Source organism: Plantactinospora sp. CA-294935, assembly GCF_050936445.1.
In the GTDB taxonomy this organism is placed as follows: domain Bacteria; phylum Actinomycetota; class Actinomycetes; order Mycobacteriales; family Micromonosporaceae; genus Plantactinospora.
Genome location: NZ_JBNJMU010000001.1, coordinates 4,121,007 through 4,142,853 on the forward strand (window position 1 = coordinate 4,121,007; position 21,847 = coordinate 4,142,853).

18 protein-coding genes are annotated in these 21,847 nt (G+C 72.7%); 8 read left to right on the forward strand and 10 right to left on the reverse strand.

The window, feature by feature from the left end:
* Window positions 1-31: 31 nt before the first annotated feature.
* Window positions 32-988, reverse strand: coding sequence for a L,D-transpeptidase (locus tag ACQEVC_RS18455; RefSeq protein WP_432878983.1), 957 nt, complete (start codon window positions 986-988; stop codon window positions 32-34).
* Between the two features lie 183 nt (window positions 989-1,171).
* On the opposite strand from ACQEVC_RS18455, the gene ACQEVC_RS18460 reads away from it, so the two are divergent.
* The gene (locus ACQEVC_RS18460; RefSeq protein ID WP_318394177.1) at window positions 1,172-1,582 is read left to right on the forward strand and encodes a VOC family protein; all 411 of its coding nucleotides are present in this window, start codon (window positions 1,172-1,174) and stop codon (window positions 1,580-1,582) included.
* 117 nt (window positions 1,583-1,699) lie between these two features.
* On the opposite strand, the gene ACQEVC_RS18465 is transcribed toward ACQEVC_RS18460, so the two are convergent.
* Window positions 1,700-2,803 (reverse strand): MerR family transcriptional regulator, encoded by a 1,104-nt coding sequence (locus ACQEVC_RS18465; protein ID WP_432891515.1) that lies wholly within the window; start codon window positions 2,801-2,803, stop codon window positions 1,700-1,702.
* 164 nt (window positions 2,804-2,967) lie between these two features.
* Here ACQEVC_RS18465 and ACQEVC_RS18470 point away from each other — a divergent pair, with 164 nt between their 5' ends.
* From ACQEVC_RS18470 to ACQEVC_RS18480, 3 genes are all read left to right on the forward strand, one after another.
* Entirely contained in the window at window positions 2,968-3,786 is an 819-nt protein-coding gene (locus ACQEVC_RS18470; protein ID WP_432878987.1) for a S1 family peptidase, read from the forward strand.
* A gap of 745 nt (window positions 3,787-4,531) precedes the next feature.
* Window positions 4,532-4,894, forward strand: a complete 363-nt coding sequence (locus tag ACQEVC_RS18475) for a peptidase inhibitor family I36 protein (protein ID WP_432878990.1) — start codon at window positions 4,532-4,534, stop codon at window positions 4,892-4,894.
* Between the two features lie 557 nt (window positions 4,895-5,451).
* Window positions 5,452-8,691, forward strand: coding sequence for a LuxR C-terminal-related transcriptional regulator (locus ACQEVC_RS18480; protein WP_432878993.1), 3,240 nt, complete (start codon window positions 5,452-5,454; stop codon window positions 8,689-8,691).
* A 15-nt stretch (window positions 8,692-8,706) separates the two neighbouring features.
* Here the strand turns inward: ACQEVC_RS18480 and ACQEVC_RS18485 are convergent, their stop codons facing one another.
* Window positions 8,707-9,384, reverse strand: coding sequence for a BON domain-containing protein (locus tag ACQEVC_RS18485; protein WP_432878996.1), 678 nt, complete (start codon window positions 9,382-9,384; stop codon window positions 8,707-8,709).
* Window positions 9,385-9,717: 333 nt separating this feature from the next.
* On the opposite strand from ACQEVC_RS18485, the gene ACQEVC_RS18490 reads away from it, so the two are divergent.
* Together ACQEVC_RS18490 and ACQEVC_RS18495 are read left to right on the forward strand one after the other, a co-directional pair.
* The gene (locus ACQEVC_RS18490) at window positions 9,718-12,018 is read left to right on the forward strand and encodes a hypothetical protein (RefSeq protein ID WP_432878998.1); all 2,301 of its coding nucleotides are present in this window, start codon (window positions 9,718-9,720) and stop codon (window positions 12,016-12,018) included.
* Between the two features lie 293 nt (window positions 12,019-12,311).
* A complete protein-coding gene (locus tag ACQEVC_RS18495) occupies window positions 12,312-14,726 on the forward strand; it encodes a xyloglucanase (RefSeq protein WP_432879001.1) in 2,415 nt (804 codons plus the stop codon).
* Between the two features lie 276 nt (window positions 14,727-15,002).
* On the opposite strand, the gene ACQEVC_RS18500 is transcribed toward ACQEVC_RS18495, so the two are convergent.
* Window positions 15,003-15,422: a hypothetical protein gene (locus ACQEVC_RS18500; RefSeq protein WP_432879004.1), complete on the reverse strand. Its 420-nt coding sequence runs from the start codon at window positions 15,420-15,422 to the stop codon at window positions 15,003-15,005.
* Window positions 15,423-15,610: 188 nt separating this feature from the next.
* Window positions 15,611-15,754, reverse strand: coding sequence for a hypothetical protein (locus tag ACQEVC_RS18505; protein ID WP_318394184.1), 144 nt, complete (start codon window positions 15,752-15,754; stop codon window positions 15,611-15,613).
* Window positions 15,755-16,194: 440 nt separating this feature from the next.
* On the opposite strand from ACQEVC_RS18505, the gene ACQEVC_RS18510 reads away from it, so the two are divergent.
* Window positions 16,195-16,566, forward strand: coding sequence for an STAS domain-containing protein (locus tag ACQEVC_RS18510; RefSeq protein WP_432879007.1), 372 nt, complete (start codon window positions 16,195-16,197; stop codon window positions 16,564-16,566).
* Between the two features lie 48 nt (window positions 16,567-16,614).
* On the opposite strand, the gene surE is transcribed toward ACQEVC_RS18510, so the two are convergent.
* Entirely contained in the window at window positions 16,615-17,442 is an 828-nt protein-coding gene (surE, locus tag ACQEVC_RS18515) for a 5'/3'-nucleotidase SurE (RefSeq protein ID WP_432879009.1), read from the reverse strand.
* Window positions 17,439-18,416 (reverse strand): 1-phosphofructokinase family hexose kinase, encoded by a 978-nt coding sequence (locus tag ACQEVC_RS18520; protein ID WP_432879012.1) that lies wholly within the window; start codon window positions 18,414-18,416, stop codon window positions 17,439-17,441. The genes surE and ACQEVC_RS18520 overlap by 4 nt, the downstream gene beginning before the upstream one ends.
* Window positions 18,417-18,516: 100 nt before the next feature.
* On the opposite strand from ACQEVC_RS18520, the gene ACQEVC_RS18525 reads away from it, so the two are divergent.
* Window positions 18,517-18,804 (forward strand): hypothetical protein, encoded by a 288-nt coding sequence (locus ACQEVC_RS18525; protein ID WP_432879015.1) that lies wholly within the window; start codon window positions 18,517-18,519, stop codon window positions 18,802-18,804.
* Here the strand turns inward: ACQEVC_RS18525 and ACQEVC_RS18530 are convergent.
* From ACQEVC_RS18530 to ACQEVC_RS18540, 3 genes are all read right to left on the reverse strand, one after another.
* Window positions 18,692-19,270: a hypothetical protein gene (locus ACQEVC_RS18530; RefSeq protein ID WP_432879017.1), complete on the reverse strand. Its 579-nt coding sequence runs from the start codon at window positions 19,268-19,270 to the stop codon at window positions 18,692-18,694. The genes ACQEVC_RS18525 and ACQEVC_RS18530 overlap by 113 nt on opposite strands.
* Before the next feature lie 96 nt (window positions 19,271-19,366).
* Window positions 19,367-21,190 (reverse strand): carbohydrate-binding module family 20 domain-containing protein, encoded by a 1,824-nt coding sequence (locus ACQEVC_RS18535; RefSeq protein ID WP_432879020.1) that lies wholly within the window; start codon window positions 21,188-21,190, stop codon window positions 19,367-19,369.
* 263 nt (window positions 21,191-21,453) lie between these two features.
* Window positions 21,454-21,786, reverse strand: coding sequence for a YnfA family protein (locus tag ACQEVC_RS18540; RefSeq protein WP_432879023.1), 333 nt, complete (start codon window positions 21,784-21,786; stop codon window positions 21,454-21,456).
* Window positions 21,787-21,847: the final 61 nt, after the last annotated feature.

Genomic DNA, 21,847 nt, shown 5'->3' on the forward strand with positions numbered 1-21,847 from the left:
TCGTCCTCCGGGGTGGCGCCGTCCGAAGCGGTCAGCGGGCCACCACGGGGACCGGGCCGGGGCCGGGAAGCCGCTCGGGAGCGGAGAAGCGGTCGAGCACCAGCAGTTCGGTGCCGGCGGACATCTCGGCGAGCAGCAGTTCCTGTGCCTTCCGGGCTATCCGGATGCAGCCGTTGCTGTTGTCGCGGCCGAGCTGGCGGGCGTTGTACCAGGCGTGCAGGCCGATGTGCGCGCCGCGAAGCCCGGACGGTACCGAATTCGGTTCGTCAGGTACGGCGCCGAGCGCGAAGACCTCGGTGTCCGCGTACACCCGGCCGGGCAGGGTCGACCGGCCGAGGATGAATGTCCGGCCCAGCGGGGTCGGCGTGGCCGAGGTGCCGACGCTGACCGGCCAGGACCGGACCAGCCGGTCGTCCCGATACCAGTACAGCCGGTGCGCCTGCCGGACCACCACGAGCAGGTCGCGCAGTTCCACGGTGCTCCACGGCCCGGGCGGCACCCAGGCGATGGTCCGGTTCGCCGACGGAAGCAACACGGCGGTCCAGCCCGTCCGGCGCGTCACGATCGGCATGGTCACCGGCACCCCGCTGATGGCGGGTGCGAGGAAGGCCCGGGGCCGGCCGCCCGGCGCGTCGTACGCGGCGACCCGGCGGATCGGCCGGAGGCCCTCGCCGAGCCGTACCGTCGACATCGGAGTCGGGTCCTCGGGGAAGCCGCCCGGTGCGGGGCCGTAGTCGACTACCGGCAGATGCGCCGGGGGTGGCGCCGCGGGCGGCGTCGGCTCGGTGCTCGGCGGCGTGCCCGGGGCGACCGGGGTCGGCAGGTGTTGCTCCGCCGCCCGTGGCCGGTCGACTGTCCTCGGTGGCTCGGGCGCGTCGTTGACCACCACCACCGTCAGCACGAGTATCCCGCCGAGTACGACCAGCGCGGCACCGGCCCGGCGGCGTGCCCGCCCCGAGACTATCGGGTTGAACCGGACAAAAGCCATCTAGCTACTGTAGGTGATCAACTCGTCCTGACCGGGCCATTCGGCCGCTCCGCGTGTCCCCGGTGTGCGGTCGCCGTCAGCACGCGGCCGTGGTGAAGGCGATACGCGGGCGCTCGCGGCGGATCAGCGTGCCGGGACCGCGGGCCGGATCAGCGTGCCGGGACCGCGTGCCAGACTGGGGCGATGAATGAGCCGTCTCCGGTCCGGCAACTCCGGCTGGTGGTCACCGCCGACGACTACGACCAGGCCCTCCGGTTCTACCGTGACGTGCTGGGCCTGCCGGAGCAGGCCGCCTTCTCCTCGCCGGACGGCCGGGTCACGATCCTGGACGCCGGTCGGGCCACTCTGGAGATCACCGATCCGGGGCACGCCGAGTACATCGACGAGGTCGAGGTGGGCCGCCGGGTGGCCGGGCACATCCGGGTCGCCTTCGAGGTCGACGACGCCCCGGCGGTCACCGCGACCCTGGCCGACGCGGGCGCGACGGTGATCGCCGAGCCGACACGTACGCCCTGGAACTCGCTGAACTCGCGGCTGACGGCGCCCGGTCACCTGCAACTGACCCTCTTCACCGAGCTGGGCGAGGACGCCTGACCCAGGAGGACCGCCGAGCCGGGAGGACCGCCGAGCCGGGAGGACCGCCGAGCCAGAAGGACCGACTGAACCAGAAGGACCGACTGAGCCAAGAGGAGCGACCGAGCCGAGGGGCGCTCAGATCCGCACCGGCATCAGGATGGAGAAGGCCGTGTCGTCGTCGAGTCGGCGTACCGCCAGCGGGCGGATCGGCCCGTCGAGTTCGAGGACCAGTTGGCCCGCCCCGACCGCGTCCAGGGCGTCGAGCAGGAACTCCCGGTCGACTCCGACCCGTACCACCGGATCGGTCGGTGCGGTCGGGGTCTCGGCGGCGGAGACGGTCAGCCGGTTCGTGGCGTCGATCGCGAGGACGCTGACCGCGCAGCGGGCGCCGTCGTCCGTCCGTACCACCGTCCGGGTCTCGGCGGCGGTCAGCCGCTCGCGCAACCCGACCACGTCGACGGTCACCCGGCGTCGGTCCGGCCCGCCGGTCGTGGTGCGCAGCAACCGGCGGTAGTCCGGGAAGTCGTGCTCCATCGGGGTACCGGTGACCCGCCGGTCCCGCACCCGCAGGCTGACGGCGGCGGAGCCGAGGGTGAGGGTCGCCGGCCAGCCGCCGGTCAGCAGCGCCCGGGCCGCGTCGACGAACGAGACCGGCGCGGTCACCCGGGTCACCGCTTCGCCGTCACCGAGGTTGCCCGGCTCGGCGCAGACCTCGGAGACGGCCATCCGGTACCGGTCGGTGGCGACCAGCCGGAGCACGTCCCGGTCGAACTCGAAGTGCACGCCGCCGAGCATCGGCAGCCCGGGATCCGCCCCGACCGCGAACCGGACGGCGTCGACCGCCGCCGCCAGCTCCCGTCCGGGTACGGTCAGCCGGACCTCCGGCTCGGCGGCGGCGCAGAGTACCCGGAGTCGGGCCGCCTCCCGGCGGGCGTCGGCGAGCCCCTCCTCCAGGCGGCGCAGGTGCGCGTCCAGCAGCCGTGACACGGCGGCCGGATCCGAGCCGCGCAGCTCCAGTATCCGGGTGATCTCGGCCAGGGGCATCCCGATCCGGCGCAGGCCGGCCAGCAGCCGGGCGGCCGGTAGCTGCCGCTGGGCGTACCGGCGGTAACCGGTGCCGGGGTCCACCGACGCGGGTGCCAGCACGCCGGCACCGTCGTAGAAGCGCAGCGCGCTGATGCTCAGGCCGCTCGCCCGGGCCATCTCGCCGATGCCGAGAAGCCGGCCACCCCCGTCCATGAGCAGGCATTCTGCCCCCTCGACCGGGTCGAGGGTCAACCCGCCGGGTCCGGCCCGCCCGGCGCATCGTGCGGTGGTAGGGGAGAAGGGATATGTATCTACATCCATCTATCCAGCGTTAGTGTGCTGCCTGACCACGACTCCGACACCCCTGGAGGTCAGTCATGTCCCGACCGCACCCGGCGCGCGTACTCGTCCGCCGTACGTGCCTGGTGGCCGCGTTGGTCGCCGCCGGCCTGTCCCTGCCGGCCGTCGCCTCGGCGGCGCCGTCGACCGCGTACGCGGACGTGCCGGCGGCCTCCGGCGAGCCCGCGCCGGGAGCCACCGACGGCGACGGCGGTGTCGGCACGCTGGTGGTGAACGGCCGGCCGGCGTCGGAGAACTACTCGTTCCTGGTCTACACCTCGGGCTGCTCGGCCTCGCTGATCAAGGCCAACTGGGTGGTCACCGCCAAGCACTGCCCGACACCGAGTTCGGTACGGGTAGGCAGCGTCAACCGCACCAGCGGTGGCACCGTGGTCAGCGTGGTACGGGCGGTGAACCACCCCTCCATCGACGTGAAGCTCTTCCAGCTCGGCAGTTCGGTGAGCCACGCCCCCGCCGTCATCCCCAGCACCTCCGGCGCGGTCGGTACGGCGACCCGGATCATCGGCTGGGGGCAGACCTGCCCGGTCCGGGGCTGCGGCTCGGCGCCGACCGTCGCCAACGAGCTGGACACCTCGATCGTGGCCGACAGCCGCTGCTCCGGCATCAACGGGACGTACGAGATCTGCACCAACAACACGAACGGGAACGCCGGCGCCTGCTACGGCGACTCCGGTGGCCCGCAGGTGCGCAGCATCGACGGCCGGTGGAACCTGATCGGTGCGACCAGCCGGGCGGGCAACAACAACTCGACCTGCGCGACCGGGCCGTCCATCTACGGTGACCTGCCCTCCATCCGGTCCTGGATCAACACCCAGGTCGGCGGTCTGCCCTCCTGACCGACCCCGCTCTCGAAGACCCCGACCCGGGCCCGGCGACCAGTTCGCCGGGCCCGCGCCCGTGCCGCCGGTCGGGGTCGGGGTCGGCGTACGAGAAATACGTAACGGGCCGGAAACTGTATCGCCGTAGTCGTACGTCGGCCTTGGGCGGTTATAGAACGGTTGCCATAAACGGTGCCGAATCGGGTTGCGGGTTGGTTGTGGCCATCAGGGTGCCGTGTTATGGTATCGACGCTGTTTGATGGCTGGGCCGGGACAATTCCTGCTTTCTCCACCGAGGACCGCGTACGGGGGCGTCGCGTGAGTGTGAGAATTTTGCTGTTCGATTCCGCACAATGGCGTGCCGGGCAAGAACCCGATCGATGACTCGCTGACACCACGCGGGCCACGGCCACCGCCGGGTATGCCCGCGCCGCCGCCTGCCGGTCAGGGGCCGGCATCGGGCGGTCCGGCGACCGCTTTCGTTCCGAGCGCCACCAGCGCTGGGCGAGACGGCGTCACCTGCGGATACGTTGACACATCGGCCTGCGGGCGTACGAGGCGTTCCGGGTGTTGCGGCGTTACACCCGGCCCCCCGTGCCGCAGCCGAGGCGTCGACGTCGAGCCGTACCCCGACACACCCGCACCCGGTTTACCGGACAGGACCCCTCCCTGCCTTCCGCCATCGTTCCTGGAGTTGGTCAGAAAAGGGGGAAACACCATGCGCAAATCGCGCGTCAATTATCGGAATGGTCTCCGAGTACTGTTGTCGCTGACCACCGCGGCAATTATCGGTGGCGCGTACGCCGGGCCTGCAGCGGCCGCCCCGGCATCGGCAGACGCGGCGGCGACGAGCAGTGGCACCTGTGAGTTCCTCCGGGCACTGTGCCTGTTCGAAGGGACCTCGTACGACGGAGCACGGTTCACCGTTTCCGCGCTGGACCCGACCGTCGGGGCCTGTGTCGACCTGGTCGCGCACGGCTGGGGCGAGCGGGCCCACTCATGGATCAACACGAACAGCCGGGCGGCCCTGCTCTACGTCAACGACGACTGCACCGGCCGGCCGATGCTGCTCAGCGGCAGCAACCCGTCCTTCACCTTCCCGGCGAAGAGCGTCTTCGTCTACTGAACCCGTCAACCTCGACAACGCACCGGGGCGGCCGGGGAGAGGCTGACCGCCGGACGACAACCGCGAGACAGCCGGGAACGGCTGGAACAGCCAGGAACGGCTGACGATCGGGCACGACCGCCGGCCGGCCGGGGAAGGCGGCTCCCCGGCCGGCCGGCGAGGCGGTCGTGCCGGCGGTCCGGCCCGCCTTCCGCGAGCCGGACCGCCGCTGCGCCGACGCCGCGCCCACACCAGTCACGTCGGAGCGCGGCGCCGGGCCGCCGGTCACGCCTGAGCGCGGCGCCGGCTCACACCAGTCACGCCGGAGCGCCGACGCCGCGCCCACATCAGTCACGTCGGAGCGCGGCGCCGGGCCGCCGGTCACGCCTGAGCGTGGCGCCTGGTCGACGGCCCGGGGCAGGCTCGCCGCCGGGCCGGTGCCCGATCTCCGCTACCTGGGCCGTCATCGTCCGGCGGTGCCGGGTGAACCAGGGTCGTCCGCAAGGGGTGAACCGCGACGGGCCGGGTATCCGCCTCGGGCCGTCGCGTCGGGACGGGCCGCGGGAGGTGGGACATTGTTGGAACGGATCGAGGAACTGGCCGGAACGGGTGCGCCGGCCACCGACAGGACAGCCGCCGGCCCGGGCGGCGGGGCGGGGCGTTCGGCGCCGCCGCTGCTCACCGCGAAGCTGGCCGCCGCGCCGCGCTCCGGGGCGGTGTTGCTGCCCCGGCCCCGGCTGTTCCAGTTGCTCGACCTCGGGACGGCCGGCCCGCTGACCCTGGTCTCGGCCTCGGCCGGCTGGGGCAAGACGGTGCTGCTGAGTTCCTGGTGCCGGGCTCGCAACGCCACGGACCGCCGGGCCGGGAACAGCCCCGACCGGGGCCCGGTGGGCTGGCTCTCGCTGGAGCCGGGTGACGGCGGGGCACGGCTCTGGTCATATCTGTACGCGGCGCTGCGTCCGGCCGTCGACGGGCAGGAACCGGACGAACCGGATCCGGGGTACGGGCTGGAGTCCCTCGCCGAGCAGTTGGCCCGGCGTACCGGGCCGGCGACCCTGATCCTGGACGATCTGCACCAGGTGGACGACCCCGAGGTCTCCAGCGGGCTGGAGTTCCTGCTCCGGCACACGGCCGGCCGGCTGCGGCTGGTGATCGGCTGCCGTACCGACCCCGGGCTCGCGCTGCACCGCTGGCGGCTCAGCGGGGAGCTGACCGAGATCCGCGCCACCGACCTGGCGTTCCGCCCCGACGAGGTCGCCGACCTGTTCTCCGCGTACGGGGAGCCACTGCCGCCGGAGCAGACCCGCAGGCTGGTCAACCGCACCGAGGGCTGGCCCGCCGGCCTGCGGTTCGCCGCGCTCGCCCTGCCGGGCCACCCCGACCCGGCCCGGTTCGTGGACGAGTTCACCGGAGAACATCCGGACGTCGGCGACTATCTGACCGAGGAACTGCTCGCCGGCCTCTCCGGTGACGCCCGGGAGGCGCTCTGCCGGGCGTCACTGGTCGAGGGCTTCTCCGCGGAGCTGGTGGACACGCTGACCGGGCGCACCGAATCGGCCCGGGTACTGTCCGAACTGGACCGTCTCGGCGGGTTCGTGATCCCGCTCGGCGGCCGGCCGGCGGCGTACCGGTGCCATCCGATGCTCGGCGAACTGCTCCGGTCCGAGTTGGCCCGCCGCCCCGCCGACCAGGTGGCCGAGCTGCACCGTCGGGCCGCCACCTGGTTCACCGCGAACGAGTTGCCGGCCGAGGCGCTCCGGCACGCGCTCGCCGCGCACGACTGGCCGTACGCGATCGGCGTGCTGCTGCGGCACTGGCCGGATCTCGTCCCCTACGGCCAGTACGCCCCGACCCGGCCGGCGCCGCCGGCGCCGCCCCCGGAGGTGGTCCGCGCCGACCCGGAACTCGGCCTGGCCTGTGCCGCGGACCGGTTGGACGGGGGTGAGCCGACCGCCGCCACCGGCTACCTCGCGCTGGCCGCCGAGCACAGCGACCTGCTCGACGCGACTCGCCGGCACCGGTTCCGGCGGATCGCGGCGGCCCTGCGGCTCGCCGCCGCCCAGTCGGCCGGAGACGAACCGGCGGTACGAGCCGGGGTCGACGATCTCCGCCGCCCGGATCCGCTGGCCGGTCACGCCGACGTCGCGGTGGTGACCGTCGACCCGGGCGCGCTGCTCGGCCCCGCCCCGGCCGCCCGGCCGGACGTCGACGGTGGCCCGGTCGTGGGCGTCGATGTCGAGGCATACGTGGACGCCGACCAGATCGACCTCGGCCGGCTCACCCTGCCCGACTCGGCTCGGACCGACTTTCTGGAGCCGGGTCGTCCTGACCTGCCGGACGCTGCTCGGACCGATTTTCTGGAGCCGGGTCGTCCTGACCTGCCGGACGCTGCTCGGACCGATTTTCTGGAGCCGGGTCGTCCTGACCTGCCGGACGCTGCCCGGACCGATCTTCTCGGTCCGGGTCGTCCTGACCTGCCCGGCTCGGCCCGGGCCGACGTCCTCGGTCTCGGCCGAGCCGACCTGGGCGCAGCGGGCTGGGCCGGCCCGGCGGGCTCCGGTCTGGGGGACCCGCCCGACGTGGGGCGGCTCGGTATCGCGCCGGCCGACGGCGGGGATTCCGACCGGGACGACCTTGAACTCCGGGCCAGAGCGGTGGCCAGGCTGGTGCCGGGGGCGATCCGGTTCGGGACGGGCGACCCGACCGCCGTCGAGCCGGAGATCGCCGACGGGCTGGCCGAGGCGACCCGGGCGGAACTGCCCCGGGCCCGTCGGCTCTGCCTGGGCCGGCTGGCACTCGCCCGGGCGATCCGGGGCGAGCTGACCAGCGCCGACGAGGCCGCCCGCGCGGCACTCGGCACGGCGCCCTTCGGTGGGCTGGTCCGGCCGGCCGACGGCGTACACGGGTATCTCGCGCAGGCGCTCGTCGCGCTGCACCGGGACCGGCCGGACGATGCGGACGCGCATCTGGTACTCGGCGTCCGGGCCGCCGAGTACGTCGACGAACCGCTCGTGCACGGAGTGGCCGGCATCATCCAGGCTCGGCTGCTGCGTGACCGGGGTGACCTGACCGGTGCGCACCAGGCGCTGGCGGCCAGCCGCCGCCGGCTCGGCGACCGGGCCGAGGCGCAGCCACTCGCGCACTGGCTGCTCGCCGCCGAGGCGGAGCTGTGGGTCGACCACGGCGACGTCGAGTTGGCCAGGGGCATGCTCACTCCGGCGCTGGAGCGGGGAACGGCTCCGGTCGAGCCGGTGGCGGTGGCGCTGTCCCGGGCCCACCTGCGGGCGCGGGACCCGCAGGCCGTCCTGCGTACGCTGCCGGACTGGGCGGCGCCGGCCGGGGCCGGTGGGCCGCTTCCGCTGCGGCTGGCGGCCGGACTGCTCGACGCGAGCGCGGCCCGGATGACCGGCGACCACCGCCGCGCCGCCCGCGTCCTGGAACAGGTGCTGCGGTTGGCGGAGCCGGAGGGCTTTCGGCGGCCCTTCACCCGGGCCGATCCACCGGTACGGGACCTGCTCGCCGCCCACCTCGACTCGGGTACGGCGTACTGGCCGATGGTGAACGAGCTGCTCGACGCCGCCGACGGGACGGGCGGCGCGGCGACCCCAACGGCAACGCCGCTGGCTGAACCGCTGACCGAGCGGGAGCTGACCGTGCTCCGCTACCTGCAGAGCATCCTGTCCAATGTGGAGATCGCGGCGGAGCTCTCGCTCTCGGTCAACACCGTCAAGACGCACGTCCGGAACATCTACCGCAAGCTCGACGCCACCCGGCGCCGCGACGCCGTACGCCGGGCCCGCGAACTCAACCTGATCTGACCTGAACCCGGAGCCTCACAGCCGTACGGTGATGTGGTTGTCGACCTGCGTGACGCCCGGCGCCGACCACGCGACCCGTTCGGCCTCCTCGCGTTCGAGCCACGACCGGACGTTGCCGGTCAGCACCACGGCGTCGCCCTCGATCCGGATGTCGATCCCCGCCGCGTCGGTCTCCACGCTGCGTACCAGTGCGCTCTGGATCCGCTCGGAGATCTCGTCGCGCTCCGGTCGTTCGTGCGGTTGCACCGAGATCCCGTTGGTGAGGCCGCGCACTCCGGCGAGCCGGCGTACCGCCTGCTCGGCGGCGCGTCGCTGGTATTCCCACTCGACGTCGCCGCGCAACACGACCCAGCCGTTGGAGACGGTCACGTCGACCTCGGAGGTGGGGACGAAGGCGTCCCACTCCAGGGCCCGGGTGACCGCCGCCGCGATGTCGGGGTCGTCGCGCTCGGCCGAGGAGGGCAGGCGTACCTCGAGGTCGTTCGCGACCGCCCGGACCCGGTGTACCCGGTGCGCGGCCCGTTCCGCAGCCCACTTCTTGGCGTAGTTGTCCACCCAGCCGCGCAGCGTCACCACGCCGTCCTGCACCGCCACACCGATCTCGTTCGGCTGGACCCGGGGTTCCCAGGCCAACTCCGCCAGGATGTCGCGCTGGATCTCCTCGTCAGTCCGGCTCGTCGCGCGGCTGGCCATGCTCGCTCCTCCGACGGTCGAGTGAACCCGTGTCAACCTGAACCGCGCGGCGTCTGCCGCCCCGATCTCCACCTTGGGCCACGACGGACGCAAGGGGAGGGGGAAAGAGGTTCAGTGCGGTGGTCCGGGCGACCGGTAGGCTGCGCCCCGCCGGTCACGTCCGCGCTTCGACTCTGACCCGCCCTCGGGTGAGCGACCCTCACCCGTGCGGGGTGAGCCGGACGGGGCGTGACAGCCCCGGCGAACATCAGGAATCATCAATCCCGGTGTGCTCCGGGGCAGACGCCGGTGTGGTGCGGGGGACAGGGCCCGGGCCGGAAGGAATGGGCAGGGATGACGATCGAACGGCAGACGGCACCGGCCGGACCCGACGACCGGGCCGGCGACGGATCCTCCGACGGACGGGCCGGCGACGGATCCTCCGACGACCGGGCCGGTGACGGATCCCCCGACGACCGGGCCAGTGACGGGAATGACGAGCGGACGGGACCGCCGGAGACCGGCGCCACGCCGTCGGGCCCGGATCGGACGCCCCGGGCTCCCTTCCTGGTGCGCCTGGTCAGCCACGAGTGGACGCTGGCCGTGCTCGGCGGGCTGCTGCTGGCCGTGGTGCTGACCTGGCCGACCCTGCGCGACATCACCAGCACGATCCCGCAGGACATCGGGGATCCGACCCTCCAGGCGTGGCAGATCGCCTGGGGCGGCCACGCGGTGCTGAACGACCCCACCCAGTTGTGGCACTCCAACACCTTCTATCCGGAGCCCTACACCTACGCCTACTCCGACACCCTGCTCGGCTACGCCCCGGCCGGGATGATCGGCGAGGGTCCGGTGGCCGGCGTGGTCCGCTACAACATCCTCTACGTGCTGGTGCACGCGCTCGCCTTCGTCGGGGCGTACGCGCTGGTCCGGCAGCTCGGCGCGGGCCGGATCGGTGCCGCGGCGGCCGGGGTCGCCTTCGGGTACGCCCCCTGGAAGCTGGCCCAGGCCGGGCACCTGCACGTGCTCTCCATCGGCGGCATCGCGCTGGCCCTGGCGATGCTGGCCCGGGGACACGGCTGGTCGCTGCGGCACGGCTACCGGCCGGAGCGGCGCCGCCCCGGCTGGGCCTTCGCCGGCTGGCTGGTGGCGGCCTGGCAGATCACCCTGGGCTTCGGCATCGGGCTGCCGTTCGGCTACGTGCTGGCACTGGTCTGCCTGGCCGCCGGGGCCGGCTACGCCTGGTCGTGGTGGCGGCGCCGGTCCCGTCCGCCGTTCGGTCGGCGGCTGCTGCTGGCCGACCTGGCCGGCGGGGTGGTGTTCGGCGGGGTCAGCATCCTGATGGCGTTGCCCTACCTGGAGGTGGTGGCCCGGCACCCGGCCGGCCGGCGGACCCTGGCGCATGTGCAGATGTTCTCGCCGCCGTGGCGGGGTTTCCTGGTCGCGCCGCCGGAGAACTGGCTCTGGGGCGAGCGGCACGGCGCCGCCCGGGCGAGCCTCAGCTTCGCCGGAGAGATGACCCTGCTGCCCGGGGTGGTGCTGATCGGGCTGGCCGTCGCCGGGCTGTTCTTCTCGGTGTGGCGGCTGCGGCACCGGATACTGCTCGCGGTCGGCGTACTGGTCAGCGTCGGGCTGGCCAGTGGCACCACGCTCGGCGGCGATGGCGATCCCGGGTACGCCACCCTGGTGCTGCACGCGCCCGGCTTCGACGCCATCCGGACCTCCGGTCGGCTGGTGCTCTGGACGACCCTGCTGCTCGGCATCCTGGCCGCCGGTGCGCTGACCGCGCTGACCCGGCTCGGCACGGAGTCGTCCGGTGACCGGTCGCCGGACGGCACCCCCGCCGACACCCGGCCGGAAACCACCGCCACCGTGCCGCCGGCTACCGGTGCCACCGTGCCGGCCACCGCCACCGTGCCGGCGGCTACCGGTGCCGCCACCGTCCCGCCGGCTACCGCCACCGCGCCGGCCGGCGCCGAGCCCGCCGCCGGCCAGCCCCGACCGGAGTCGGCGGCCGTGGCCGAGACGGTGCCGTCCACCGAACCGGGACAGCCGGGCCCGGACGACGGTCCGGACCAGGCCGCGCCGGCCCCGCCGCACGCGGGGGAGCGGCCGGGCAGCCCGGTACCCGTGCTGCGGATGGCTGCCTACCAGCCGCCGCCGGGCACCGAGGAGCAGCCGGACCGGCGGGTACCCGGGCGGCGTGCCGCCGGGTTCCGCAGGGCGCTGGTCCGGTTGGTCGCACTCATCCCGCTCGCGCTGATCGTCGTCGAGGGGGTCAACACGACCCCGCACGCCCCGGTGATCCCGCAACCGGCCGCGTTGCGCGGGGCCGAGGGCCCGCTGCTGGTGCTGCCGAGCAGCGGCACCCTGGAGTTCAGCGTGATGCTCTGGTCCACCGACGGCTTCCCGAAGATCGTGAACGGCCTCGCCGCCTTCACCCCGGACTCGCAGGCGCAGACTCTCGGCATCACGGCGAGCTTCCCCGACCGGCTCAGCGTCGACCATCTGCGTCAACTCGGCGTCCGTACCGTCGTGGTGTTGCCGGAGTACCTGCCCGGTACGCCGTGGCAGGAGGTGCTGAACCGGCCGGTCGACGGCTTGGGCGTCACCCGCGAGGAGGTCGCCGGCTCGGTGGTGTTCCGGCTCGGCTGAGCCCCGGCCCACCACCGGTTTAGTTTAGGTGCCCAACTATTGACACGGTGTCCAGCCGTGTGTGAACGTCTGCACGACGCCGTTACGGGAGCCAGGACGACGCCACGGGAGCAAGGGCAGCTCCCGGCTCGGGAAGTGTTCTGTCCGCGCGCGATCGGCGGGACCGCACTGGTCCGGATCGTCATCGGCGTCCCCCTCGGAACGCCCGCCGCGCCGACGGTTCGTCCGTCCCCCGGCGTGCCAACCCCCGGCCGCGCCGGCCAGCGCAAGCTCTTTCACACAGGGAGCCGTACATGCGTAGAAGTCTCGCCACTGCGCTCGCGGCGGTACTGGCCGCCGGCGTGGTGGCCGTGGTGGCCCAGGTCGCCGTCAGCCCCGCCGCGGCACCGGCCTCGGCCGCGGCGGCCGAGCCGTACTCGTGGAAGAACGTCCGGATCGACGGCGGCGGCTTCGTCCCCGGCATCGTCTTCAACCCCACCGAGCGGAACCTGATCTATGCCCGCACCGACATCGGCGGCGCCTACCGCTGGGAGCAGTCCAGCCAGAGCTGGACCCCGCTGCTGGACTGGGTCGGCTGGGACCGCTGGGGCTGGAACGGCGTGCTCAGCATCGCCACCGACCCGGTACAGACCAACCGGGTCTACGCGGCGGTCGGGATGTACACCAACGACTGGGATCCGAACAACGGCGCGATCCTGCGCTCCACCGACAAGGGCAACACCTGGCAGGCGTACCAGTTGCCGTTCAAGGTGGGCGGCAACATGCCGGGTCGGGGCCAGGGCGAGCGGCTCGCCGTCGACCCGAACCGGAACAGCATCGTCTACTACGGTGCCGAGGGCGGCAACGGGCTATGGCGCAGCACCGACCACGGCGTGACCTGGGCGAAGGTGGGCAACTTCCCGAACCCCGGCAACTACGCCCAGGACCCTTCCGACCCGAACAACTACCTGAACAGCAACCAGGGCGTCACCTGGGTCAGCTTCGACAAGTCCACCGGCACCGCCGGCAACACCACCCAGACCATCTATGTCGGGGTCGCGGACAAGGAGAATCCGGTCTACCGGAGCACCGACGGCGGTACGAGCTGGGAGCGGATCGCGGGCCAGCCCACCGGCTATCTGGCGCACAAGGGTGTCGTCGACCCGGTCGGCGGCTTCCTCTACATCGCCACCAGCGACACCGGCGGCCCGTACGACGGCGGCAAGGGCGACGTCTGGAAGTTCAACCGGGCCACCGGGGCGTGGACGCAGATCAGCCCGGTCCCGTCCAGCAGCGCCGACGCGTACTACGGCTACAGCGGGTTGACCATCGACCGGCAGAACCCGAACACCATCATGGTGGCGACGCAGATCTCCTGGTGGCCGGACGCGATCTTCTTCCGGAGTACGGACGGCGGCGCGACCTGGACCCGGATCTGGGATTTCGGGGCGTACCCGAACCGGACCAAGCGCTACACCATGGACGTCAGCTCGGTGCCGTGGCTGACCTTCGGCGCCAACCCGTCCCCACCGGAGGAGACCCCGAAGCTCGGCTGGATGAACGAGTCGGTGGAGATCGACCCGTTCGACGGCAACCGGTTGATGTACGGCACCGGCGCCACCATCTACGGCACCACCAACCTGCGCAACTGGGACAGCGGCGGCACGGTCACCATCCGACCGATGGTGCGGGGACTGGAGGAGACGGCCGTGCTCGACCTGGTCAGCCCGCCGTCGGGTGCCCCGCTGGTCAGCGGACTCGGCGACGTCGGCGGCTTCCGGCACACCAGCCTGGACGCCGTACCGCCGACGATGTTCACCCAGCCGGTCTTCACCAGCACCACCAGCCTCGACTTCGCCGAGTCGAACCCGAGCATCATGGTCCGGGCCGGCAACTTCACCGACGCCGACCGGCCGAACGACAGCCATGTCGCGTTCTCCACCGACGGCGGGGCGAACTGGTTCCAGGGCCAGGAGCCGGGCGGGATCAACAGCGGCGGCACCGTCGCGGTGGCCGCCAACGGCAGCCGGTTCGTCTGGGCGCCCGGCGACTCCGGAGCGCAGGTGGTCTACTCGGTCGGGTACGGGAACTCGTGGAGCCAGTCCAGCGGGATCCCGGCGAACGCAGGCGTCGAGGCCGACCGGGTGAACCCGAACAAGTTCTACGGCTACTCGGCCGGCCGGTTCTACCTCAGCACCGACGGCGGGCAGAGCTTCACCGCCACCGCCGCCACCGGGCTGCCGAGCGGCGGGGCGAAGTTCAAGGCGGTGGCCGGGGCCGAGGGAGACATCTGGCTGGCCGGCGAGACCGGCCTCTTCCGGTCCACCGACTCCGGAGCGAGCTTCACGAAGCAGTCGAACGTGAGCAGCGCGGTCAACGTCGGGTTCGGTCGGGCGGCGCCCGGGCAGACGTACCCGGCGGTCTTCGCGGTCGCCACCGTCGACGGCGTGCGCGGGGTGTACCGGTCGGACAACGCCGGTGGCGCCTGGGTGCGGATCAACGACGACCAGCACCAGTACGGCAACATGGGCGAGGCGCTGACCGGTGACCCGAGGGTCTACGGCCGGGTCTACCTCGGCACCAACGGCCGGGGCATCCTGGTCGCGGACCGGCTCGGCGGCCCCGCCAACCCGCCCACCGCCACCCCCGACCACCCGTCCGCCGACGGCGACTCCGACGACCCGCCCGCCCACGGCCACTCCGAGCAGCACGCCGCCGCCGAGCGGTGAGCTGCGCGCGGAACTGAACAAGGCTGAGCATGGCGCGCGGAACTGAGCGAGGACCGGGGCCGCGCGGAACTGAGCGAGGACCGGGGCCGCGCGGAACTGAGCGAGGACCGGGGCCGCGCGGAACTGAGCGAGGACCGGGGCCGCGCGGAACTGAGCGAGGACCGGGGCCGCGCGGAACTGAGCGAGGACCGGGGCCGCACCTCCGGGCCCGGCGCGGGAACGCACCGGGCCCGGCTTCCGCGGACCTGCCCGACCGGCCGGGCAGGTCCGTGGGGATCAGGTGGTGTCGACCCGGACCGGTGAGTTGGCCCGGTCGACGTCCACGAACTCCAGCCCGTCGCTGGCGGGCAGTTCCTCCTCGGCCCGGGCCAGCGCGGCCCGGGACGCGGCGGAGGCGGCCCAGGCCAGGGCGGCGCCGAACAGGCCCGCCCCGATCAGCCACCCCCAGGGAAGTCCTGGCCGGCGGCCCGCGAGGGCGTCGTACGCCCGGCTGGCCCGTACCCGGGCCTCGTCGGTCACGGCACCCACCCGGTCGCCGGCATGGCTGGTGAGGTGGGAGCCGGTCCGCCGCGCCGAGCGGGCGGTGTACTTCACCGAGTCGCCGGCCGAGTTGATCGCGCCGGTCAGGTGTTCCCACGCCTGGTCGGCGATCCGCTCGGGCTTGCTCTGATGTTTCAGCAGGTTCGTTCCGAGCATCGTGCTACCTCCTCGGTTGCCGAACGAAGCGGCCACTTCGGACAGAGGCGTCTGTTCGGCGCGTTGCGGATTGCTACTTCGGGAGGTGCCCAGGCGTGTTTCCTGGCAAACCCGGGATCACCTCCCGAAGTCTGCCGGAATCGCCGAGATCTCGTGCCGGTGTGCCGCAGACGGTCAGCCGCAGGCGGTCAGCCGAGCAGGACGACGGACGCGCGCTGGGCGAAATCGTCGTCGTCACCGTCGTCGTCATCACCTCCGCCGCCGAACCCGCAGGCGAGTACCAGTGCCAGCAGCGCGCCGACCCCAGCCAGTCCGATCAGCTTCCTCAGCATCAGGTGTCCCTTCCCGAGCCTGGGTCGCCCGTCCCGCGACGGACGGATCACCCCATGCTAGGTGCTCCCCGGCACACCCGCCCCGCTGGCGACACCGGCCCCAGTGGTCCCACCGGCCCCGTCGGGCCCGCCGGTCTGTCGCATAGGCGACAGGGATTCGGGTACCGGCGGGCGGCGGCGTCGGGCGAGGTACGACACAGTGCACCGGTGGCCCGCCCCGACCTGCGGGACGGCTACGCTGAGGGCGTGACGGTGCAGGTGCCGAAGCCGACGGCGCAGGAAAATTTAGCGTAGTTTGCCCCGTTACCGGGTAGGTTTGTCGGCTCGTTGAATAGATTGCCCGTCCGGAAGGGTGGCGATCGGGGCCGTGAGAGGAATACTCTCGGTCGCGGCCCGCGTACTGATTAGGCGCCCGGACATGGGCGAGTGGAGGTGCTCGCGTGAGCCTGTCGATCGTCAAGTCGGTCTTGCCTGGTGGAGTTGTGGAGATCGCCCCTCGCGGAGAAATCGACGTCGATACGGCGTACGAGGTTCGTGAGGCGATCGCCGGAGTTCTGACCAAGGGGCGACCGTCCAGGATCGAGCTCAACATGCGACTGGTCAGCTTCATCGACTCCGTCGGAATCAGCGCCATGGTCGCCGGCTTCCAGACCGCGGAGGTCAGCGGCGTCAAGCTCGTGGTCACCGAACCGAGCCGGTTCGTCCACCGGCAGCTCTGGGTCACCGGGCTCCTCGGCCTCTTCGGCGCGCCGGAGCCCTACTTCGCCGGCCCCGCGGCTGCCGCCGAGGAGGTCAAGGTCCCCGGCGCCTGACCGTCCCCGGCCCGCGATCTGATCAGCGCGGACCGGGAATCCCACCCCTCACTGCGGATCGTCCAGTCCGGACAGATCCACGTCGGACGCCTCGGTGACCGCCCGGATCGCCGTCACCGAGGCGTAACCCTCCGCCAGCCAGGCCACGTCCGTGCCCGGCTCGACGTACTGGCCGGATTCCTCCAGGGCGGTACGCACGAAACCCTTGCCGGCTTCGGCGACCGTCATCTGTACCTGCCCGAACCCGGCCAGGGTGCCTCGGCGTATCCCGCGCAACCGCTCGTACGGCAGGTCGGGGGAGTTCACGTTCAGCACGCTCTCCACGGGGCCTGCGGTCAGCCGGGGCAGCAGGTCCAGCGCCACCCGGGCCGCGGTCGCCCAGTTCCGCCGCTCGTCCCGGTCCGGTCGGGTGACGGCCGCCGCCGCACCGCCGCTTCCGGTGCTCGCCTCGTGTACGGAGAGTACGTCCAGGGAGACCGCGAGCCCGTGGCAGCCGTTCGCGGCAGCGGTGAACGCCGCACCGACCGTGCCCGAGTGCAGCACCGCACGGCCGGCGTTCGCGCCCCGGTTGATCCCGGAGAGCACCGCCGACGGTGCCGGCCCGAACGCCCCGTGCAGGGCGATCAGCGTGATCAGCGCTGGCGAGCCGGCCACTCCGTACGCGGGGACGCCGGGCAGCTCCTCGATCGGGTGCTCCTCGACGACCACCCGGCCGTCCCGCTCCACCGCGCTCATCGCGGCGCTCGCGCCGCTGGCCTCCTCGCTCGGGGCAGCCACCACCACGTCCCACCCGCGCTCCGCCGCGGTACGCGCCAGCCAGCGCAGCCCGGGAGCCGCGATGCCGTCGTCGTTGGTGACCAGTACCCGGATCGTCATGACGTCGTCGTCCGGTGCGCCAGCTCGTCGGGGGTCAGCCGATCCTGCCGGTCCACCCGCATCGGTGCCAGTTTCACCCGGTCGACCAGGCCGGCGATCGCGTCCGGCCGGCCGGTGCCGAGCCCGTGCCGGGTGACGTTCAGCGCGCCCGCCGCCGCCCCGGTCCGGACCGCGAGCCGGATGTCGCCGCCCCGGGCCAGCACCGCCGCCACCCCGGCGGTCATCGAGTCGCCGGCACCGCGCGGGTCCGCCACCTCCAGCCGGGGCATGTCGAGTTGGGCCACCTCGCCGTCGACCAGCACCAGGGCCGGCTCCTCGGCCCGGCTGACCACCACCGACTGGGCCCCCTGGGCGTGCAGCGCCTGGATCACCCGGATCAGCTCCGCCTCGCCGTCGTCGGCGGCCAGGCCGTCCCGGAGCAGTTCCTCGTGGCTGACCTTGAGTACCGACACGCCGCTGTCCAGTACGGCCGCCAGGTGCGGACCGGAGAGGTCGGCGACCACCCGGCTGCCGTTGTGGCCGAGGTCGGCGGCGAGCCGGCGGTAGATCTCCGGTGCGACCAGGGACGGATGGCCAGGGCCGCTGAGGATGCTGACCTCGGCGCCCAGCCCCTCGCTGAGCGCGAGGTTGTAGAGCTCGTCCAGCTCGTGCCGGGCGAGCGGATGGCCCGGCACCGAGGCGATCTCGTGGCGCTTGCCGTCCCGCCGGTCGTGCACGTAGCCGCCGCTGCTGGACTCGCGGTGGATCGCCCGGAGGTCGACTCCCTCACCGGCCAGCAGCGGTTCGAGCACCTGTCCGATCTCCCCGCCGAGCCCGGCGCAGAGCACCACGGGCACGCCCAGACACCTGATCATCCGGGCCTGCCACACCCCCTGGCCGCCGGGGTGCAGGTGGAGCTCGGTCTCGTCGGCGGGCTGGTCGATGGTGACCGTCAACTGCGGATCAGGGGCAAAGACCATAACATGTCCGCTCATGCCCGTTAGATACCCTGTTAGTCGCTATTCATGCAGCTCCGGCCGTCGCGGGTCAGCGGACGAGGGACCACCCGCCGCACCTGTCCGCCTGCCACGAGCCGTGCGCCGGCTGCGCTGGGGACCGTTCCGGTTCCAGGTCACCTACCGGGCCGACCTGCTCCGGTGGGCGGCCGACGAGCTGGAGATGGTGGCCCGGCAGTGGCCGCGTACCACGCTGCGGAACCGGACCCGGCTGACCCGCGAGGCCGACGGGCTGGTACGCATCGACGTCGAGATCACCCTGTCGGCACCCGTACCGCTGTTTCGGTACGCGTTCCGGCAGGCCCGGGCCGGGCACCTGGACCTCGCGACCCGGCTGCCGGCCGCGCTGGCCGCTGCCCGGTCCTGACCGCACCGGCCCGACCGATTCGGCCCCACGGCTTGTAGGTGGAGAGCACCGTGGCGACGACCAGCAGGGTGCTGGAGACGATCGGCGCCGCCAGCAGGCCCTGCCGGGCGTCCGGTGGAGTCGCCGCACCGAGTTCGGCGGCCTGCAGGTTCGGCAGCAGGGCGAAGAGCACCGCGCCGAGCATCACGGTGGTGATCACCATCTTGACCAGCACCCACCGGTGCCTGACCAGGCCCCAGGGCGTGAGCAGCGCGCTGGCGACGCCGACCAGCCAGGCGAGCACGCTCAGCGGCACGAAGACGGCCTGCCCGACCAGGGCCATCACCGGATAGACCACGTCCGGGTCGGAGCCGCGCGCCCCGGCCACGCCGAGGGTCAGCAGCACCACGTCGACCCCCAACCAGCCGACCGCGGTGACCACGTGCAGGGTGAGGAGGGCTTTTCGCCACGGCGGAGAGAGCGTCATGCCAGTGATGGTGCCGGCGGAACGGCACCGCGACATCGTGCCGGTGTGGATGTTCCGAGTACGCAGATCGACGTACCGCCGGTTCCCGGCGACGGGTCAGCGCCAGGTGTCGGTCCAGGTCGCGGTGCATCCGGCGGCGGAAGGGGTGGACCGGGACCGGTTCGGGTCGCTCTCCCAGACCACCTGGCCGCCGTTGCGCTTGACGTACTTGTACTGCACGGCGGTGCCGGCGGGCAGGTCGACGGTGCCCCGCCAGACGGGGTAGCCGGCCGAGGAGAGCGGCACCCCGTTCGCCGGGTTCCAGTTGCCCAGCGCCGGGACGTTCCCGGTGAGGTAGACGTTCTCACCCCAGACCGTCGTGGCGGTCACCGCGAAGGTGGTGGCGACGGTGGAGCAGGAGCCGCCCGTCGGGGTCGGGCCGGGACCGCCGCCCGAGGTCCGGGCGTTGACGTGCAGCGCCAGGGCCCCGAACGCCGGCACGGTCGCGGTGACCTGGCCGGCGGTGTCGACCTGGTACGTCGTACCGGTGCAGGAGCCGCTGGTGAAGTCCCCGCTCAGCACGTCGCAGTAGCTGCCGGCCGGCAGGCTGGTCTGGAAGGTACGCGTCAACGGGCCGCCGGCGCGGTTGAAGGCGACGTAGCCGGCGCTGCCCCGGCCGAAGGCGATCTGGTTGCTGCCGTTGCTCCACCAGTTGGTGACCCCGGCCCCGGCGGCGGCGTTGCGCAGCCCGACCATGTTGGCGGTGCTCCGCCAGCGGTGCTCACAGGCCCAGCCACCGCCCGCGCAGTCGACCGGGCTGGTGGCGCCGGTGCCGTCGCGCGGCGGCCCCGCATCCGGGTCGCTGAAGGTGAAGCTCGACATCACCTGCGGGACGCCGTACGGCCAGGCGATCATGAACGCCTCGGCCAGCGCGTACGCCGAGCCGTCCCGGTAGGTCAGCCGGGCTCGACCGTTGCGCTGGGTGTCGTGGTTGTCGACGAACGCCACCGCGTCGCCGGAGCCGAGCCGCATCGAGGAGGCGAGGTTGTTCAGGTTCGCCAGGTTGCCGTCCCGGAACGCGTTGCCGACCACGTCCCCGTAGCGGAACTCGGTGACGTCACCGATCCCGGCGTACTCCTCCGGGGTGGGTTCGCCGGAGCCGCCCTCGATCACCTCGCTGAAGACGTACGGGTCGCCGGTGACGGGCTCGACGATCGCGGCCAGGTCGGCGGCGGGCAGGTGCTTGGCCGCGTCCACCCGGAAGCCGTCGACGCCGAGCGAGACCAGGTCGTTCAGGTACCCGGTGAGCCTGCCGCGCACATAGGACGACTCGGTGCGCAGGTCGGCGAGGTCGACCAGCTCGCAGTTCTGGATCTCCCAGCGGTCGGCCCAGTTGACGATGTCGTCGTTGCCGTTGCGCCCGCAGTGGTGGAAGTCGCCGCTGCCGTACGGCACCGCCGGATAGCCGTACTGGCTGTAGGTCGAGCCGCCGCTGCCCGTCCCGGTCGAGGCGCCGCCGGCCATGTGGTTGACGATCGCATCCACATAGATCTTCACTCCGGCGTCGTGGCAGGTCCGCACCATGCCGGCGAAGGCGGCCCGGTCACCGCGCCGGGTACTCAACTGGTAGCTGACCGGCTGGTAGTCCTGCCACCACGGGTAACCCCGGCCGGGGAGTACGACGTGCTCCTGCGGCGGCGACACCTGCACCCCGCCGAAGCCCTTCGGACCGAGCACCGTGCTGCACTCGTTGGCGATCGAGGCCCAGGGCCACTGGAACAGGTGCACGATCACGTCCTTGGCGCCCGGGCTGGCCGGGCTGGCGGTCGCCCGCTCGGTCCGCCGGTCGGCGACGGTCACCGCCAGCGCGGCGGCGAGCACCCCGGTCAGGGCGGCGGTTGCGGTTCTTCGGGCGGCGGTCGAACCTCGTCGGGTACGCATCGGAACCTCCCATAGTCAAGGAGAGCGGAGACGGCCGGCCTGCAAGTTCTTGCAAATGTTGCCGGGAAGCTATCACCGGGTTCCGAGGCCGTAAAGCATGGGCGGAGGTGGATGTCTGGGCTGGTTTGGCCAGAATGGACCCACTCCGATTTGCAGAGATCACCGTGCCGGGAAGGGATGTGTGGCTATCGCCGCAGGTCCCGGCGGGGTGGCTGGCCGCCCAACGCTTGCAAAAGTTTCATTCATGAACACCCGAGGGTGGGTCAGGGGCGGGGGGCGTACATGATGACGGCTACCCCGACGAGGCAGATGGCGGCGCCGGCCAGGTCGTAGCGGTCCGGGCGGAACCGGTCCACCAGTACGGCCCAGCCGAGCGAGCCGGCCACGAAGACGCCCCCGTACGCGGCGAGCACCCGACCGAAGTGCGGATCGGGCTGGAACGCCGCCACGAAGCCGTACCCGGCCAGTGCCAGCATGCCGGCGGCGACGAAGAGCAGGCCCCGGTTCTCGCGTACGCCCTGCCAGACCAGCCAGGCCCCGCCGATCTCGGCGACGGCGGCGAGCAGGAACAGCAGCAGCGAGCGCGCGATCGTCACCCCGTCATTGTCGCTGGCCGGGGCGGCCGGGCCGACGGCAGGAGCGCGGGTCCGGCCGGTT

Bases quoted from the DNA above. Each gene is read 5' to 3' on its own strand.
- ACQEVC_RS18455 (WP_432878983.1), bottom strand. From the start codon at position 988: ATGGCTTTTGTCCGGTTCAACCCGATAGTCTCGGGGCGGGCACGCCGC.
- ACQEVC_RS18460 (WP_318394177.1), top strand. From the start codon at position 1,172: ATGAATGAGCCGTCTCCGGTCCGGCAACTCCGGCTGGTGGTCACCGCC.
- ACQEVC_RS18465 (WP_432891515.1), bottom strand. From the start codon at position 2,803: ATGGACGGGGGTGGCCGGCTTCTCGGCATCGGCGAGATGGCCCGGGCG.
- ACQEVC_RS18470 (WP_432878987.1), top strand. From the start codon at position 2,968: ATGTCCCGACCGCACCCGGCGCGCGTACTCGTCCGCCGTACGTGCCTG.
- ACQEVC_RS18485 (WP_432878996.1), bottom strand. From the start codon at position 9,384: ATGGCCAGCCGCGCGACGAGCCGGACTGACGAGGAGATCCAGCGCGAC.
- ACQEVC_RS18490 (WP_432878998.1), top strand. From the start codon at position 9,718: ATGACGATCGAACGGCAGACGGCACCGGCCGGACCCGACGACCGGGCC.
- ACQEVC_RS18495 (WP_432879001.1), top strand. From the start codon at position 12,312: ATGCGTAGAAGTCTCGCCACTGCGCTCGCGGCGGTACTGGCCGCCGGC.
- ACQEVC_RS18500 (WP_432879004.1), bottom strand. From the start codon at position 15,422: ATGCTCGGAACGAACCTGCTGAAACATCAGAGCAAGCCCGAGCGGATC.
- ACQEVC_RS18505 (WP_318394184.1), bottom strand. From the start codon at position 15,754: ATGCTGAGGAAGCTGATCGGACTGGCTGGGGTCGGCGCGCTGCTGGCA.
- surE (WP_432879009.1), bottom strand. From the start codon at position 17,442: ATGACGATCCGGGTACTGGTCACCAACGACGACGGCATCGCGGCTCCC.
- ACQEVC_RS18520 (WP_432879012.1), bottom strand. From the start codon at position 18,416: ATGAGCGGACATGTTATGGTCTTTGCCCCTGATCCGCAGTTGACGGTC.
- ACQEVC_RS18530 (WP_432879017.1), bottom strand. From the start codon at position 19,270: ATGACGCTCTCTCCGCCGTGGCGAAAAGCCCTCCTCACCCTGCACGTG.
- ACQEVC_RS18535 (WP_432879020.1), bottom strand. From the start codon at position 21,190: ATGCGTACCCGACGAGGTTCGACCGCCGCCCGAAGAACCGCAACCGCC.